Genomic DNA, 15957 nt, shown 5'->3' with positions numbered 1-15957 from the left:
CTCCCGTTTAAAGAAACGTACAGTGACGTTTTCGCCACACTAAAAACCCATATTGATCAGGGGTATGCGGCTTAATTTTTCCGGCTTCCCAGGTCAGCGCACTGTGACCCGATGGATAACAATTCTTGCCATCAGCCATCTGATTCACCATCTCATAGCGATAACGTGATTTAGGGGTTACGGTGTAATAATGCTCTTTACAAATTGCCCCAGATTTTGGGCTTGAGTCAGAAACTAAAAACTCACGGTGCATTTTGTAATTCATGCGCTCAGTGAGAAGCAGCGCGGTTTGCACGGGTGAAACCGATGCATTAACGTGTCCAGTCATCGGATAATGAGTTCCCTGGCTGCCCGCACACCAAAAAAGACTATCCAGTGGTTTATTGGTAAACGTGGAGGACAGTGCATCGGCAGCACACGCACTTGCAGCTACGGGATTGCCAAACAAAACTGACTCAGGACTTAACACAAAGCTCATCTCCGAATCCTGCCAGGTCGGATCCAGTTCGGTCAGGTAAGCAACGTCAAAATCACCTTTTTGCAGGCAACCTACTGAGGTAATGAGATTCAACCAATTAATAAGCGGGTATTTGTACCAGTGCACATGGAAAAATGCGCGTTGTTGGCCATTGCCCACCACATGACGGCCACCTCTGCCCTGCTTTAATCCTAGATTTAATTTAGTGCCTCCAAGATTCACGAGGCAATACGGTGTATCCGTCACATCAGTAAGCGCCATTGGCTCCCAAAATCCAATATTCAAACCGATTCGCACACCAGTACTTGCGGGACAAACACCTATAGGACTAGATGCGTTTTCAGTGTCTGGAAGTGAAGAATTAACTACCTTGGTATTGCCTATGGATAAAGGAAATAAGCAATGCCAGCATACATCAGTCACTGGGTTCACAAAATGTCCTGTACATTGCTTGGCATTAAGTACTGCGGAAATAAGAACAAGAGTTGTTAAAAGAAGGATTTTAAAGTACATCACCATTCTCCTTAATCGCTTGTTCTTGAATAACCAAATGATTTTGGTGGCGTGTCACTTTTGCCGGCACATGGGCAATATGCAGTTTGCTTGTGATACGCCCTGCCTGATCGAAATAAATCACCGAGTTCAACCTTTTTTCAGCTTTATTGACGGCACCGCCAGTCAGAATCAATTTAGGGTTTATGCAGTGAGCTTTTTGATGCTCTGCCCAATTCAACTGAGCTTCATCATCGGCATTAAAAAACAACCAACAAGGTTTATAAGAAAGCATTTGCGCCAATGCATTCACAGACGTGCCGCGGGCAAACAAAACTCGACCTCGCTCATCTCTGATATCCTGACCTAAAGTAATTGCAGGAACAAAGCGATGCTTTATTGAATGGCTAGCGCGCGGAAGCTCTAATGCCGTTGGTCTGTTCGCATGCAGAGCTGCCGTTTGAACCCAGTGCTGATTTATTGCATCCAGTTCTCCACTGGCCTTTAAAGCCGCCAACCGTTCTTCAATCAGCTTTAAAAAGCTCTTTTCAGTAATAGGAAACACTTCACCTACTACACCAAAAGATTTGGCGTAAACCTGCCCCATTGAAATCATAAGAAGAATCAAGCAGCAAAAAATGTTCACGATTTGTTCCTCATGGCTTGGCTTAACTTCATTCGCACTTCATCGGTGATATCAATACCGCCAGCAAGAACATCATTTTTCCTTAAAATGATGGCCTTCTTTTGCTTTGCAAGCTCTACCAGCACCTTATTAAGTACGGAATTAAATCTTCTGGTAGACTGATCCACCTGAGATTCGGTCGCTTTTACTTCGGCCAATTGGCGAATGAATTGGCTCAGAACTTCCTCTTTATCAAAAATGACAATCGATTTTTGAGTTGCCACACCATAAAAAACAGTGAACGCGCCAAAAACAGCTAACACACAACCCATAATAAGAGGAGTTAATCGCATAACTCCTCCCCATAGTAATTGTTTGCAACGCGTTGTATCGCATCACTTAAGTTGACCCCTTGATTGGTTAACGATTCAATGAGACTCACCTCTTCACCTGAGGTGGAAAACAGCACACGGGAAAACGGATCGCAAAAATAACGATGAAAAGTAGTGACATTACCAAACTGAATCATCAGATTGGAAAATCCTTGCGTTTTCGCCTCACCAAAGGACTCAATGACTTTTACTTCCAGGGGATTAAAGAGACGCGGATGTTCTTCAATGTATTGCTTAAACGAACCCTGACGCATAATAATTTTAGTATCAGAGCTTGCCGCAATCGCGCGCCCCTGAATGGTGTTCATAGTATCAACAAGATTCTGTGTAATGACCGCAAACCCGCCCATATGCTTTCTTGCAGTACGAAAGCCCTGCTCGATAAAGCTGGCACACACAGGATTCGATCCACGAGCCAAAAACCGCCAGGCTTCATCAATGACGCAGCGTTTTTCACGCTTTCTGTCCGAGTGATAGAATTGCCCCTGAATAATCACAATCATGACAAACATCACAATGGTCAGAAGCTCAGGATTGGATTCCAGCTCACCCATTTCAAGAACCACCAAATTGGAACCATTGAGCAGTGGGGTATCGCTGTTAAAGAGATGACCATAAATGCCTTGGCTTCCATATTTACCAAGCAATATCAGTAAATCCTTAAGTCTTTGGTCACCTTGAGACTCTTGTCTTTCTAACATCCCCTGAAGGGCGATCAACACATCATCCATTTTGGCCTGCCTGCCTCGCGCTTTCCAACATTCAGTCACGGCATCCAGCAGCCAGGACTTCTGTACCTCCCCTAAAGCCTCTGAGGGGCTTGCCATAATCGCCAACAAATCCCTGATTTGAATGTAATCATTGACCTGCTCACCTTTAATTTCCGTAACCCCATCAAAATCAAACAGGGTGAATGGGTTAAGCGCCAGCGTGGACGCATCAATGTAGCTGCCACCCACCATCTCACATAAATGTTTGTAGGAGCCGCCTAAATCAATGACGAAAATCTGCTGACCTCGCGATAAACCATCTAAAATTTGGGCCTGCTCAAAGAAGGATTTTCCAGCTCCTGTAGAAGCCACTGTGAGTCGATTAAAGTTGGTAATCGGCAATACCCTGTCATCAAAGGTATTTAAATAAAACAGTTGATGACGATAAGTAGGCACAATGAGTCCCTGTCTTGCTCCTTTAAAATCAGCAACGACAGGCAAAAGATTTGCGACATTGGCATGACTTAATTTTTTGGTCATACCTAACAGATCGAGACTTGAAAAAAGCCCTTCAGTAAGCATGAAAGGAAGACTACCTAAAAATCTTAACCATTGTTTACAACGGCTTTGAGTGAGGGTAAAGCCCATTTGTCTAAAACTTGCAATCGCTTTGGCGACATGCTCACGCTCTTTTTCTTCACTGGTATAGAGCACCACGTTGTAAAAGGTTGGCAAGAGATGCAATTCGCCTTTGGATGCATGATCGTGCACAAACTGCCATTCAGCGGTTTCCTCACGAATGGATGGGTTAATAAAGCCTTGCACCGCATTGTTGTTGGCGCTCAACGACTTGGCGCGAGCCTTCGCTCTTGCCTTCACCTTTTCCTGATTCACTCCTCGAATTGTAAATGAAATTAAAAAAGGACATTGGATCCCCTGCTCGGTATCAAGCAGATTGGCAAATAAATCCGGTGTTTGCCACAGTGCAAAAGGCTGGCTCGGATAAGCACTTAGCTCACAATTAACGAGTCGTGTTCGCCGCGTTTGCGCTTTAGAGTCAACAATCGATACCCCGATAGCCTCATCCTCAATTTCAATCACGGTGGATGGACAAGGTATCGATTCTGCAATAAATCCATCTGATTCATGAATGGCCGGCCAGGACAACTCATTGAAGTCAGGAGAGATTAATACACGCATCAATACCTTAAAATCCCCTTCCTCACACCGCTTAAACCCAAAACCTGCAACCTTTAATTCAGACTCAAAGTCAGCTTGTAACAGATGAAGCTGCCCTTCCACATCAGATTGTATCGGTCTTGAAACAAAAAGATAACAACAATAATCACCCAATCCCGCCGGAACATTACGGCCATTTTTATACCCTTTTTTAATGGCATTTAAGTGGTATTTAAGGCTCTGACGTGCAAGCTCGGCATAAATCCCGCCTTGTTTTAAAATGGGTTCATAGTTTTGTGAAAGTGAGGTTCCAAGCCATGGGTGTTTATACAACAGCACCGTGCAATCAGTCCCTACAGTTAACTTATTCTTAAACAGTTGCGACAGGCTGTTCATTAAGGACTCATCAGCGCCCGACATAGGCATGAGCATTAAGCCAAATCCCATCGAGTTGCGATTAACAAAAAAACCTGCTTCATTCGCCGTTTCATAGGGTAGAATGGCTTTAATCGATGGCAAGTCGAGAGCACACGACTCATGCGCTTTATCATGTGCATGAAGTGAAGCGGGTTTAATGCCTGATGTTTCCCCAAGTAGGGTAGCTGCGCGATGTAATAAATCGCGTGCTTTATCACGAAAGTCCGCCAAATTTAAGCCCATGATTGCCCCTCCACTTTTTTTGCAACCCATACCGACTGGCCATTATTTTGTTTGATAATTTTCCCCGTTTTACTTGGGAAGGTATTTTCTGCTTTCATTACACCGCGTCTTGATTGCGTTGGCTTTACATCATCAGCGAAGCGGGTCATGGCATCGACCTGTTCAATCGTCAAACAACTGTCCCCCGCTGTGGCATTACAGCTGAAATTGGAATTCATCGTGCCACAACCCGTTAAAAGGACTGCCATCAAAGGCATTAAGCAAAACATAGGGCGTTTCATCGTAAACCTCCTGTTTCATTGCGGCTTAAGGTATTCACCTGGTCAATTTTCCCCAAGACCTCGGGAGGCACAGAAAAGTTCATCTCAGGATTCTGGTTATCCTCCTGGCTTGCTATCAGTTCATGAGTTTCTTGTTGTGCTTTGAGCTTCTGCATCGCATGTTGGCTCTTGTCTTCGTCAGGCTCCAGGTAAAAACCATCTTTAAAGACAATAGTCACCACATTGCCAGAACCTACTTGAATCACCGGATGGTATTGTTCTGCTCGTTTGACATAGTACTGAGATAAGGTATCAGCTGCTTTGGAAGCACCGCCATAGGCAGCAAAAGGTGCGATTTGACTACTTGGCACAACGGAGGTTGCACCATATGGTCCAATGGCTTGTACGCTTTGGGCGTATTGGGCAGCTGACGCAATCCCAGATAACGCACCACTTACCCCAGCCCAGGTCATTACTTTGTTGTCACGCATCAAGGGCTTACCTTTAATACCCACCTTGCCATTGAAAAACACCCAGCCGGTTACTTCCTTATCAATAATCGGCTCACCTGGATGAGCGCACGATAGGCGATAAAGCGTTCCATAAGCACGTTCGCTGGAAATATCCCCATACGAATTGGCACTGACGCGACACCCTCTCAAGCGTGAGCGCTGACCATTAGGCAATGTGCCGTCTTCCAAGAACTTAAAGAGCATCACGCCATTGTTTTTCGATTGTCCATTGACTGAAGCATCCGCGTCAGCCCCACCTAAAATAACTGCCCGTACAGACGTGTTGGAAGGTACATAATGGACAGGGTTAAGATAAAAATTGTGATGCGTTTTTATCATGCGCCGCTTAGGTCGAAACGATACTGTGTTAATGCGAGGACTTGCATCAGATAGGACCGTAGCGCCATTTATTATGTTATTCATGGCATAGGTGTTGGGGTTATGCCACAGCTGTGGGTTTTGTACTTCTTTTAATTCGGAAGGGTTATTTTGCTGTTCTGTACTGATTTGCTTTTCTTGATTAGCTAAAACCAACTCTTGTACTTTAGATGTAATCTCTTCTTTTTGCGCCTGCAACTCTTTTTGATGCGCTTCCCCCATTGATTTAATGTTAAGGGTCAGTTCACCAATTTGTTTTCTTAATGATTCCAGTTCTGTTTGTTGAGAGGTTAAGGCACTGTCTGCCACCGCATCAGTAAACGATTCCTCAACAATTCCTGTTAAATCCACAGATTTTTTAGCCGCAAGATTCTTTTTTGGGCGACCATCGGCTAATAGCACAATCATCATGGCAACAAGAAAAAACAGACAACTTCCAGCCACAATCAAAGTCCGAACCTGACACCCTTTAACCATTTTATTCCATTGCCAGTTAGCCATGACTTACTCCCTGAACGCGGTACAGCATGGCTTTTTCACCTGGTGCAATCGATGGTTTAGAAAATTTAATTGCCAGAGTTCCCTCTTTAGCAAACCATTCTTGCGAGAGTTCCAAAGGTTCCTTGCCACCATTGTATAGTTCGATAGTCTCACCTTTTAACAGCTTGCCGTCCCAGGATTCTTTGGGTAAAAGCGTTAAGCCTTTTGACCAACGTTCCACCCTGCCCCATTGACGTTTCACGCTTACATCAGCAAACGGTTTTTGTTGCTCCATGTGCGTGAGCATGGCAAGAATGGCTTCGGGTACGGCTTCTTGTGCGATTGTTTTTGGATTTGTTTTTGTAGTATTAGCTACTGTTTTTGTAATAACAGGCTGCGAAGGAACCAGCTCAATGGTCTTACCTAAGGACTCTTCACCATTTAATGTCACTGAAAAATGGCGGCCTGCTTCTGTGGTTAAAAACAAGGTAAAAGGATTAGCAGCCAACAACATCACATACACTGAACCATCCTGTTCATCACGTTTTATCGCCATGGCGTTGGGAGGAAACACCGCTTCCATGATTTTATCGTTTTTGACCACCAGGCGGTTGTAATTCCCCTGACTTAAGGTTAACGCAATATCACTGTTGTCTTTCACGGGGATGCTGTTGGCGCCTACTGCAACCGTTGATAGAAACGTGAGGGCGATGATTAATGGTTTACGCATCTTCTTCCTCCTTTAAAAGCGAAAACTGAACTATGGACAGACGGCTGTCTTTGTATTGGAATTGCAAAACATAGGTCTTACGCTCATCATTTAATGCTTGAAGCCCTACGAACCGTTTCAAAATGCCTGAAACAATGACAGTCAGCTCATGCGGATTGGCTTTATTTTTGTCGATATAAAAAATGGACGACATTTTTTTAGCTTTGATGACCTTAGCCTCATTGGTTAAAAGCCGTAGCATCTTGGTGTAGTTTTGATGATTCACGTAGGAAAGCAGGCGTTGATGGTTTGCATCCACTGTTTCTGGCGTGACGTTTAAACGTTCATTAATAAAATTCTCTGCCATGAGACTTAGGTAATGGCCATCGACACTGGATGCTGTTTTCAAATAGGAAGGCGCGCCACTAAAGGGAGTTACCTCGATGGTGTGATGATTCCATGCTTTAAAAAGAAAACAAGACAACAAGACGTTAGACACCAAAAGGCCAAACACTAAAACCACCATCAGATTAAACCGCGCAGACAGTTGACTTAAGCGGCTTTGATAACTTTTAAAATCCATGTTCTCTCCTTAAGCCACGTACACACGGTGGTGTGATAAAGGTAATTTGGGCAAGAAAAATTGGGTGATATAACTGGGTAAATACCAATAAGCCAGCACTAAAAGGGCTTTGGGTCCCTCCCCTTTCTTCAAATACCGCAACCCACTTAACAAACCCAATCCAAACACCGATACCAGTACTTTTTGATTGGAGGTGATAAGCAACATAAAACCAAGCCCTGCCACCACCAGCTCATCCATGGTTAACGTTAAGACCCTTTTGGGTGCATCGATATGGTTTAAGAATTGATAGCTCATGTTGCTCATCATCTTCCTCTCTCAAAAAACAAAGGTTTTCAGTAAGAACGCAGGAATAAATGCAACAGCGGTCACGCCAACAAACACCATAGGATTTTTGCTTTTTACAGCCATGGCCGTTGCTAAAATGATGTCCACCAGAATAAAAACTTTCCAAAACATCGAGCCGCTTCCTAGCGAATCTTTGACATCGCCTTCTAGCGCTTTGGCAAGCAAATCATTAGCAAAAGCACTTTTTGAAAGTAAAGTCACCGCCGCAACAGTAGATAACTGCTTTGAAATTGTTATTATTTTTTTCAAAATCTTCATTTCTCTTCCTCTCGTTAGTTCCAATTACTTACATCCATTTGCAACACAATCTTTATCACCTACTTCTAAACCTTTAGTGTCAGACACAGCATGTGCTAAATATCCGTCAATTTTGTAAGCCATCCTTGCATTAGCTAATGCGACCAAATTTAGGAGATAACTCTTACTTGCTTCATTATTTTCATCGTCATTACGCGGATAAATTGATGTTTTTTTAATGCTCACAAAATCGGCATTACCATACGAATCATTCATCGTTCTTCTCCAACTGCTTTTTATTTTCATTATTAAACTGGGGGACAGCGGCATTTAATTCGGATATTGAGCGGTATCTATTGAGGTGATCTTCCAAACGTATTTTGGCTTCCTGCACTTTCTTTCTATTTGATCTTTTTGCAGACTCCGAAAGAAATTTATTTGATTCCTCGGAGATCTGTATTGTGATAAAGACTTTTTTGTAATCGTTATTTGATTCCAATTTCAACTCCATGAAAAAATGGTGCTTTTTTCTTTATGGTTATCTATAAAATTTATCTATAAATAGCCAATGCTTAGAAAATTGATGTAAACTAAAAGTATTATTTAACCATATTACCCTTTATCGGGTACCCTGTAAAGGGTAATATATACGCTTATGCCAATTATTTCTGAAGAACAGTTGAAACATCGATTTTCATCAAATATGCGCCAGTTGATGGCAACTCGCGCCGTTAGTGAAACTGAATTAAGTAAAACAACAGAGATCAGCCAGTCAGCCATTAATAGAATTAAAAACGGCCAGGTATGCCCTTCTTTGTATCAGGCTATAGCAATAGCCGAAGCATTAGGGAATAAAATTGAAGACTTTATTGATATTTCGGCAGAAGATATCAAAGAATCAAATTATATTGCTGTAATTAGTACAAGCAATTTAACGGAGCCCGATCAAACCAAAGTATTAGGTTTTATTGAAAATGATAACGATTGGAAGAAAAATACAATTGGCTTCAAAGTTGATAGAAATTTTGATTGTAAAATATTGAACAATGAAAGCATTGTTGTTGCTTCGGTAGATTCATTATCAACATATCAAGATGGAGATACAGTTCTTTTCTTATTTAATAAAAAATATATGGTTGGCACCATGCATCAAGGTTTTATTAAGCCAATTGATAACCTACTATTAAAAATAGACGTAAAAAATGCCTCGATGGTCGGCAAAGTTATAAATATAGAAACTAAATATATTAAAGACAAAAATACTGTGGTTTCTATTCTAGAAAAATTTAATTTAGGCACCCTATCTAATCTTATCAACTCTCTCAGCCAGTCGCTCCATTCACATCCTGCTTAGAATATACATTATTCGATTCATCATAATTTATTTCCCACTTGATAGGCGAAAAATCTGTATTCCAATCGATAATATCGCTTTTTTCTTCTCTTTTGATAACAGTGATTAAAGGTTTTGTAATAATCGAATACACAACTATTTCATATGTAATTTTAGTAAAATAGGACACCAAAATAAATTTCATCATGTATTCCATAGGCCATATTCCATAAAACGACAGGAAACAGAATAGTGTTGTATCCGTTATTTCTGAGATAAGGAGAGATTGGAATATTCGTTTAAATAATGACCTCCCATTATTCTTTATTTTTAATTTCTGAAAAATAAATGACGAGATGAAAAAGGAAACTGAAAATGCAATAGTTGAGGCAACGTACGTTCTAAGCATTCTTGAAAATACAGTTTCAAAATCATGTTGAAATTTCCAAAATGGCGATGGCGGAAGGATAATCACCAAATAGATGCAAATATCAAATAATACTAATGCAGCCATGCAAGACAGTAATATTCTTCTGGCATTTTGATACCCATAAATATCCGTTATTATATAATCAAATATGTAACTGAATGGATATAAAAGCATCGCTCCAGTTATTGTGAATCCGCCGATGCTTATTAACTTTGTCGAAAGTACGTTGCTTAATAAAATTATGGTAACGAATAAAATCGCTATTAAAACAAGGTACTTATATCTTGGTAATGCGTTTGCCAGGCTTAGCTTATTTAAAGTTTTAGATGCGAAAATTGTTCCAATAAGATATCCATCTTTTCCAGAAAAATTATTCATAAAATCAGGATTATCTATAACATCTTCGTAGTCCAATGTTGATGGCTTTTTATGACCACCATCTATGGGACTATACAGTAAATTATTATTTACAAAATCGATATTTAACTTATATTTATGCATTTTTTCTTAAGGCTATGTAGTAATAAGGAGCAAAATTGTATTCATCGATATAATTTATACCGTCTTTTTCACTGCCGAATGCTAAATGTGTCCCTAAATGCTTAAACCCTATTTGTTCTGCAAGGTGAATAATAAAATTTTCACTCCAATAATAATCATTAATTTCACAATCTATAACTAGTAGCTTTATTTTAGCAAGATCACCATCCAAGGAAGGAGCCTTTCCAATTCCTTTAACGGTTAAGTAATTTCGAGTATAAAGATTTTTAGTGCCGCTTATAATAATTACATTCCCATTTTTTTCTAAAGAATTAAAACATTTCTCCAGCTCTGTTTTTATTTCCTCTTCAGTAGATAAGTGAAAAAACATTAAAATTGAAAAGATAGCAGTATATTTACCATATGGGTACGAAGTGTTTTCAGACGTGTTTTCAAAATACATCGAATTATCTTTGAGGCTACTATTTTTCGCATTGTTTAATGCATTTTGATCTATATCGCATCCATTTATTTTTTTACAAAAAGTACTTAGAAAATTAGTTGATCTACCAGAACCACAGCCCAAGTCTAAAACATAATCCAGACTTGTATCATATTTTGCAGCAAATTCTTCAACATCTCTAAATGCAAGAAATCCAGTACCAGTGATACTACTCTTTCCATACTTCTTAATTTGATCATCGCTAAACTTCAACATTTATTAAAATACCTCTTATTTTTGATGTTAAGCTTCCTGCAAATGTCCCACCCTACATTTAACTAATGCCCCGCAAATGTCCCATCTTTAAAATTGATCTTATTTGTAAGCCTATTCAATTAATTCAATATAATCTTCCATAGATATAATGTTTCCCACTGCACTTTGTTTATTCTCTCTTATGAAACTATGAAAACATCCTTTGGTTGCAGGGTGCTCTAACCTATGTTTTTGATACCAATTCTTGAGAATACTACTTTGAGTTTTTATATAATTCTCAAATTCACTAATTAAGTCGCTTTTTTGATCTTCTGTTAAATTTGTAAGGTAGTTATTTATCTTTTTATTAACATATTGCCTGTAACGTTCAGTTTGGACTTCTTGTTTTTCTTTCTTTTCTTTTTCCTTCGCTTCTGAGATCTTGCGGCGCTCATTGATTAATGCTTTGCTTGATTTACTATGCTTATAATCTTTTTTGAGTGCTTCAATCAAATATCCAGCGAGGCCTCTAATCTTCCCCGCAATAAAACTTTCTGATTGAGTGATGATCTCCACTTTCTCTCGTATATAGTCGTTATCATATTTTGCATATGCCTCATCAATCATTTGAGTTGAAAACCCAAATGTATTAATCAGAAGTTGTTTTAATTCTTCGTCTATCGATAAGTTATTTAGGGGAATAGGGGATTCATCAACATTTTTTTCTAACTTGAATCGTATTCTCGTGACTTTTTGATTAACTCGTTCTATTTCAGGAAAAATGCGAATGGGCGATACTGTATTTACCTCATTCACCCCAACATCCAAAACTCTTTTCTTAAAGTCTTTAAATACTTGATATTTCCCATCAAACACACCCATTAACTTTCTAAATATATCTAGTGGAAACCAGGGTGTTTGCGCAAGCCCTTTGTAGCGAATACAGTTCTCATAAAGCGCCAAACCATAGCCTGATTTGAATTTTGAAATCAGCTCCATGTTTATTTGACCATAAATCTCAGGTTGATACATAAGGTCTTTCATTACATGGCTGTATTCATAAATGCAAACGCCGTTTGAAAGTTCGGCAGATGCCAATATGGAACTCGCCTTCCATTTTTTTTCTTGTCCTGTGGAGCAATCAATAACGTTCCATTCAATAGCGATTGTAATTAATCCAATCAAGGCTTCTTTTAGCTTTGCAGTATCTTTGCTATTGTAGCCAATCAGTTGATATAAATCTTTTCCTTTGATTTCAAATTGTTGTTTGTAGGGAAGATCTGGATAAGCATTAAAGAGTAACGCATTAAACAGCTTCCGCTGCACCAATGACAGATTATTAGAGCAATGTATTGCATTAACATGTTTTTTTAGCTCAAGATTCTTATTATTTATTGCCACGCTTCCCATACGTTTCTCCATGCCACCTAACAAGCAATCCGAGTACTCGGATTCACTCTTAATCCGAGTACTCGGATTCTGCTATAATTTTTTCTAAATAATTTGAAACGTGTTCGCACAAATCTTCTACCTTCACAAAACTAGAGATTTCTTTGTTCAGTACAATCGATGGAAGTCCTCGATAATCTGACTTAAAGGTAAATAGTTTTTTTCCATTTACAGAGGTGTAAAACTTTGCATCACTTGAACTTTTAGATTCAGTTTTTTGTTGTAACGTCTTCTCTTCAAATATCTTTTCTAATTTAGCCTGTGAAGTAATTGTTCTACCTAACTGATTAGCAATAGAAAGCATCTTGTTATAGTTGTCTTTAGACTTATTAATTAATTGAACAATCTTTACAGCAAGTTGTTTAGAGAGGGCGTGTATATCTGGAATAGCACGCACAATATCTTCTGGAATTTTTGAATAAGCCATCAATTCGTTAAATGTGGAATAGGAAATACGTAATTTTTCCGAAAGTTCTTTTTCGGTTTTAAATACATTATCCGACAACAATCGTTTATACAGGATTGCATTGGAATAATTACTAACATCATTTCGTAATTTGTTCTCAGCATCTTGAGATGCAATCGCATCTTGTACATTGGGAATATCTTTTCTGATTACAAGAAAAGGGATCCCCAGCCGCATACAAGCAATATGCCTTCTTCGACCAAAAATTACCTCATACTTTATTTTCCCATGAGGATTAGGATGATTTCTCACTAAAGCAGGCTGTAATTGTTTGTTTGATTTAATAGAATCAATTAGCCCATCAATATCACCTAACTCGCTTTCTTGGCGGTTTGCGTATTTCCAAGGTTCGCATTCCTCTGGGTTTACATAAATTAATTCCTGCTCAGCAAATTCAATCCCAGACTGAGTTTTAAAATAAGATGGAGTTTTAGGGGCAGCTTGTTTTAAAACAACTTCCTCATCAGCAGCCTCTATTTTTTTTACTTGACCGCTTTTCATTAGCATACCTAATGGGCCAGAATTATGAACGTTTCGCTTACTATTATCCATGTTACTCTCCACTTACAAAGGATGCTTTAGATTGCTTTTCCCATATTTCTTTAAAGTTATTAATAATTTCGAGGTTCACATCATCTAAATGTTGCAAAGCTCTGCGGTAAGCTTCACGGCTGCCACGCGGTTTTGAAACATCATAAATGGTTCCAATTTCATTAGCTGCTTTTGCCACTTCAACGGTTTCGCACATATGATTTGTGAGAATATATCTACCAAACTGCTCTCGCATCATATTTTCCATCTGTAATGCTTCGTTACTTCCGCTGTGCTTGGAAATGAGTATTCGCAAATACTCCAATTTTTTGGAAGGTAATTCTTTAAACATATTGCGTAAGGTAGCCGTGTACATAATAAAACTTGAGTAGTCGTTCATACTTGGAGGAATAGGTATAATGATTCCATCACAGGCAATGATTGCATTGAGCGTAAGCAAGCCAAGATTAGGGCCGCAATCGATTAAAATAACATCATATTGATTTTTAATAATCTTTAATGACTCCGATAAACGAATGAAAGGAGAACCCAAACGCTCGTGATTGTTTTCTTTTTCATTAGGTAAAATAAGATCACAATCTTGTATGGCTAAGTTAGCAGGGATGATATCCAGACCATCAAAATGCGTTTTTAGTATTACATTTTTGATGTTGTTAGGATTTGAAATTAACACATTGGTTATTGTATCTTCATAACGCAGCTCTAAGTCGGGGATTAGTCCTGAGCTAATTAAAGTTGCTGTTCCTTGTGCATCGAAGTCCAACAGCAAAACTTTTAAGCCTTCTATGGCAATCTTTTTTCCTAAATCAACGGTAGTTTCAGTTTTTCCAACTCCGCCTTTTAAGTTGGAAACAGCTATGGTTAAGCATTTAGAACCTTTTGGTCTTTTATATCGTGTTTCTGCTTTATCTCTAAGTGCATTAATGGCGGCCAATGTATATTTTTTAACTTTTCTGCCATTTTCAGAATCTTCAATTACTAGTCCTGGTATATCGTCTGAGGACTCTAATAATTTTCTAAATGTAGGGTCGGAAACCTTAACCATTTTTGCGGCCTCAATTGCTCCCCAAGTTCTTGGTTTTTTTCTTTTTTCGGGATTAATTACAAAATTTCTTAATGTCAGTAACATTTCGTTACCCGCTTGATAGAACTTATCCATTAACTGTTCTGGATTATCTGTACCATACGTAATGATTTGAGGATCAAGCATGATTTCCCTTTTATTAAAATAATTGATTTTCACATTTTTTATAATTTATCTGTGATTTGTTGAAAATGCAACAGAAAAGTGGAATTTCTATTTACTATAGAAACACAACGTGTTTTAATTTTTTTAAGATCTTTTTATTAGTTGTTTAGAAGTCGAATGAGTCAATGTTCTTAAGGGTTGTAAGAGAATCTGAGGGACATTTACGGGGATGGTCAGGGACGTTTGCAGGGATGGCTGTGGCGTTTACGGGATAGGGTGAGACGTTTTCAGGAAGTAAAAATAAGAAAAATAACTGATGGTGCGACGTCTACAGGTAGGGTGGGACGTTTGCAGGGAAAATTGAGGAGAGACACTCGTGTCAAATTTAGAATTGAAGGGATTGAAGTTGCTTCGAGCCTTAGACAATTCATTCCAGGATGGAGAATCTATACCCAGCAGCGAATCGATAACTCATTTAGCTGTTGAGTTATTAAATTCTGGCAAATATCAGCCTAGAAAACAATTTGATGAATCTATTTTAGACGAGCTCGCAAACTCCATCAAAGTCCAAGGGATCATCCAGCCACTTATTGTTAGAAAGATTGCAGAAGAACGTTATGAGATTATTGCTGGCGAGAGACGTTGGCGAGCAGCAAAAAAAGCAGGATTAACTTATGTGCCTGTTATTATTAGAAATATTGACGATAATGTTGCTCTCGCATTTTCACTGATTGAAAATATTCAACGTGAAAATCTAAATCCGATTGAAGAGGCATTGGCATTGAATCGGTTTCGCGAAGAGTTTCAAATGACTCATGAGGACATAGCACAAATGATAGGGCGGTCTAGAGTTTCGGTTACTAATACGCTTCGCTTACTATCTTTAGATTCTAGAGTAATAGCGATGTTGAACGAAGGTAAGATTGATATGGGACATGCGCGATCGCTTTTGAAACTTTCGCCAGAGCAGCAGTATCAGGTTGCATGTACCGTCATTGAGAAACAACTCAATGTGCGTGAGACGGAGGCCTTAGCCAATCGATTGAAGTCAACGGAGAATGAAGGGCATAACAAGACTCTTGCTGTCGCACTGCACGACAAATGTGAAGAGTGGAGTACATATTTATCCCAACAATTTACAACAAATGTTTCTGTAAAAGTAAATGCTGAGGGTAAGGGAAAAGTGATTATTGAAGTGAATTCTGCTAGTGAAGTTGATTGGCTTATTAAGCTGATGAGCGAAAGAGATTAAGTTATCCACAAAATCTGTGGAATAATCATGCTTTCTCTTGCAGTCAGATTATAATTTTTTTTGTAG

Annotated in this window: 19 protein-coding genes; 2 read left to right on the top strand and 17 right to left on the bottom strand. The window is 39.1% G+C overall.

Annotated features, from left to right (window positions below; translation table 11 throughout):
* Positions 1-7 precede the first annotated feature (7 nt).
* Genes traU through LOA_RS13265 form a run of 12 tightly spaced genes read right to left on the bottom strand, consistent with a single transcriptional unit; the run spans position 8 to position 8542 of the window.
* The gene (gene traU / locus LOA_RS13320; RefSeq protein WP_025386771.1) at positions 8-991 is read right to left on the bottom strand and encodes a conjugal transfer pilus assembly protein TraU; all 984 of its coding nucleotides are present in this window, start codon (positions 989-991) and stop codon (positions 8-10) included.
* On the bottom strand, positions 981-1616 hold the full coding sequence (gene traW / locus LOA_RS13315) for a type-F conjugative transfer system protein TraW (RefSeq protein WP_025386770.1): 636 nt from the start codon (positions 1614-1616) through the stop codon (positions 981-983). Before traW ends, traU begins: the two co-directional genes overlap by 11 nt.
* The gene (gene trbI / locus LOA_RS13310; RefSeq protein WP_025386769.1) at positions 1613-1948 is read right to left on the bottom strand and encodes a type-F conjugative transfer system protein TrbI; all 336 of its coding nucleotides are present in this window, start codon (positions 1946-1948) and stop codon (positions 1613-1615) included. Before trbI ends, traW begins: the two co-directional genes overlap by 4 nt.
* Entirely contained in the window at positions 1939-4536 is a 2598-nt protein-coding gene (gene traC, locus LOA_RS13305) for a type IV secretion system protein TraC (RefSeq protein ID WP_025386768.1), read from the bottom strand. Before traC ends, trbI begins: the two co-directional genes overlap by 10 nt.
* A complete protein-coding gene (locus LOA_RS13300) occupies positions 4527-4817 on the bottom strand; it encodes a TraV family lipoprotein (RefSeq protein WP_025386767.1) in 291 nt (96 codons plus the stop codon). Before LOA_RS13300 ends, traC begins: the two co-directional genes overlap by 10 nt.
* Complete coding sequence (locus LOA_RS13295) at positions 4814-6187, bottom strand: TraB/TrbI/VirB10 family type IV secretion system protein (protein WP_025386766.1); 1374 nt, start codon at positions 6185-6187, stop codon at positions 4814-4816. Before LOA_RS13295 ends, LOA_RS13300 begins: the two co-directional genes overlap by 4 nt.
* Positions 6180-6896 carry a type-F conjugative transfer system secretin TraK gene (traK, locus tag LOA_RS13290; protein ID WP_025386765.1) on the bottom strand — a complete coding sequence of 239 codons (717 nt, stop codon included), beginning with the start codon at positions 6894-6896 and terminating at the stop codon, positions 6180-6182. The genes LOA_RS13295 and traK overlap by 8 nt, the downstream gene beginning before the upstream one ends.
* Positions 6889-7458, bottom strand: coding sequence for a type IV conjugative transfer system protein TraE (gene traE / locus LOA_RS13285; protein WP_025386764.1), 570 nt, complete (start codon positions 7456-7458; stop codon positions 6889-6891). Before traE ends, traK begins: the two co-directional genes overlap by 8 nt.
* A gap of 9 nt (positions 7459-7467) precedes the next feature.
* Positions 7468-7755: a type IV conjugative transfer system protein TraL gene (gene traL / locus LOA_RS13280; protein WP_238551395.1), complete on the bottom strand. Its 288-nt coding sequence runs from the start codon at positions 7753-7755 to the stop codon at positions 7468-7470.
* A gap of 21 nt (positions 7756-7776) precedes the next feature.
* Positions 7777-8064, bottom strand: a complete 288-nt coding sequence (locus tag LOA_RS13275) for a hypothetical protein (RefSeq protein ID WP_025386762.1) — start codon at positions 8062-8064, stop codon at positions 7777-7779.
* A gap of 24 nt (positions 8065-8088) precedes the next feature.
* A complete protein-coding gene (locus LOA_RS13270; protein WP_025386761.1) occupies positions 8089-8319 on the bottom strand; it encodes a hypothetical protein in 231 nt (76 codons plus the stop codon).
* Positions 8312-8542, bottom strand: a complete 231-nt coding sequence (locus LOA_RS13265) for a TraY domain-containing protein (RefSeq protein ID WP_238551394.1) — start codon at positions 8540-8542, stop codon at positions 8312-8314. Before LOA_RS13265 ends, LOA_RS13270 begins: the two co-directional genes overlap by 8 nt.
* Before the next feature lie 156 nt (positions 8543-8698).
* Here LOA_RS13265 and LOA_RS13260 point away from each other — a divergent pair, with 156 nt between their 5' ends.
* Positions 8699-9397: a helix-turn-helix domain-containing protein gene (locus LOA_RS13260; protein ID WP_025386759.1), complete on the top strand. Its 699-nt coding sequence runs from the start codon at positions 8699-8701 to the stop codon at positions 9395-9397.
* Here LOA_RS13260 and LOA_RS13255 read toward each other — a convergent pair.
* The 5 genes from LOA_RS13255 to LOA_RS13235 form a co-directional block, all read right to left on the bottom strand.
* Positions 9366-10307, bottom strand: a complete 942-nt coding sequence (locus LOA_RS13255; RefSeq protein ID WP_025386758.1) for a queuosine precursor transporter — start codon at positions 10305-10307, stop codon at positions 9366-9368. The two genes, LOA_RS13260 and LOA_RS13255, sit on opposite strands and share 32 nt — an antisense overlap.
* Positions 10300-11004, bottom strand: coding sequence for a class I SAM-dependent methyltransferase (locus LOA_RS13250; protein ID WP_025386757.1), 705 nt, complete (start codon positions 11002-11004; stop codon positions 10300-10302). Before LOA_RS13250 ends, LOA_RS13255 begins: the two co-directional genes overlap by 8 nt.
* Positions 11005-11115: 111 nt before the next feature.
* A complete protein-coding gene (locus LOA_RS13245) occupies positions 11116-12393 on the bottom strand; it encodes a replication initiation protein (RefSeq protein ID WP_025386756.1) in 1278 nt (425 codons plus the stop codon).
* 49 nt (positions 12394-12442) lie between these two features.
* Positions 12443-13450 carry a ParB/RepB/Spo0J family partition protein gene (locus LOA_RS13240; protein WP_025386755.1) on the bottom strand — a complete coding sequence of 336 codons (1008 nt, stop codon included), beginning with the start codon at positions 13448-13450 and terminating at the stop codon, positions 12443-12445.
* A gap of 1 nt (position 13451) precedes the next feature.
* Entirely contained in the window at positions 13452-14660 is a 1209-nt protein-coding gene (locus LOA_RS13235; protein ID WP_042239575.1) for an AAA family ATPase, read from the bottom strand.
* Positions 14661-15015: 355 nt separating this feature from the next.
* Here LOA_RS13235 and LOA_RS13230 point away from each other — a divergent pair, with 355 nt between their 5' ends.
* Positions 15016-15891, top strand: coding sequence for a ParB/RepB/Spo0J family partition protein (locus LOA_RS13230; RefSeq protein ID WP_025386754.1), 876 nt, complete (start codon positions 15016-15018; stop codon positions 15889-15891).
* Positions 15892-15957: the final 66 nt, after the last annotated feature.

Source organism: Legionella oakridgensis ATCC 33761 = DSM 21215 (assembly GCF_000512355.1).
Classification (GTDB): domain Bacteria; phylum Pseudomonadota; class Gammaproteobacteria; order Legionellales; family Legionellaceae; genus Legionella_A; species Legionella_A oakridgensis.
This window is presented reverse-complemented; position numbering and strand designations above follow the sequence as displayed.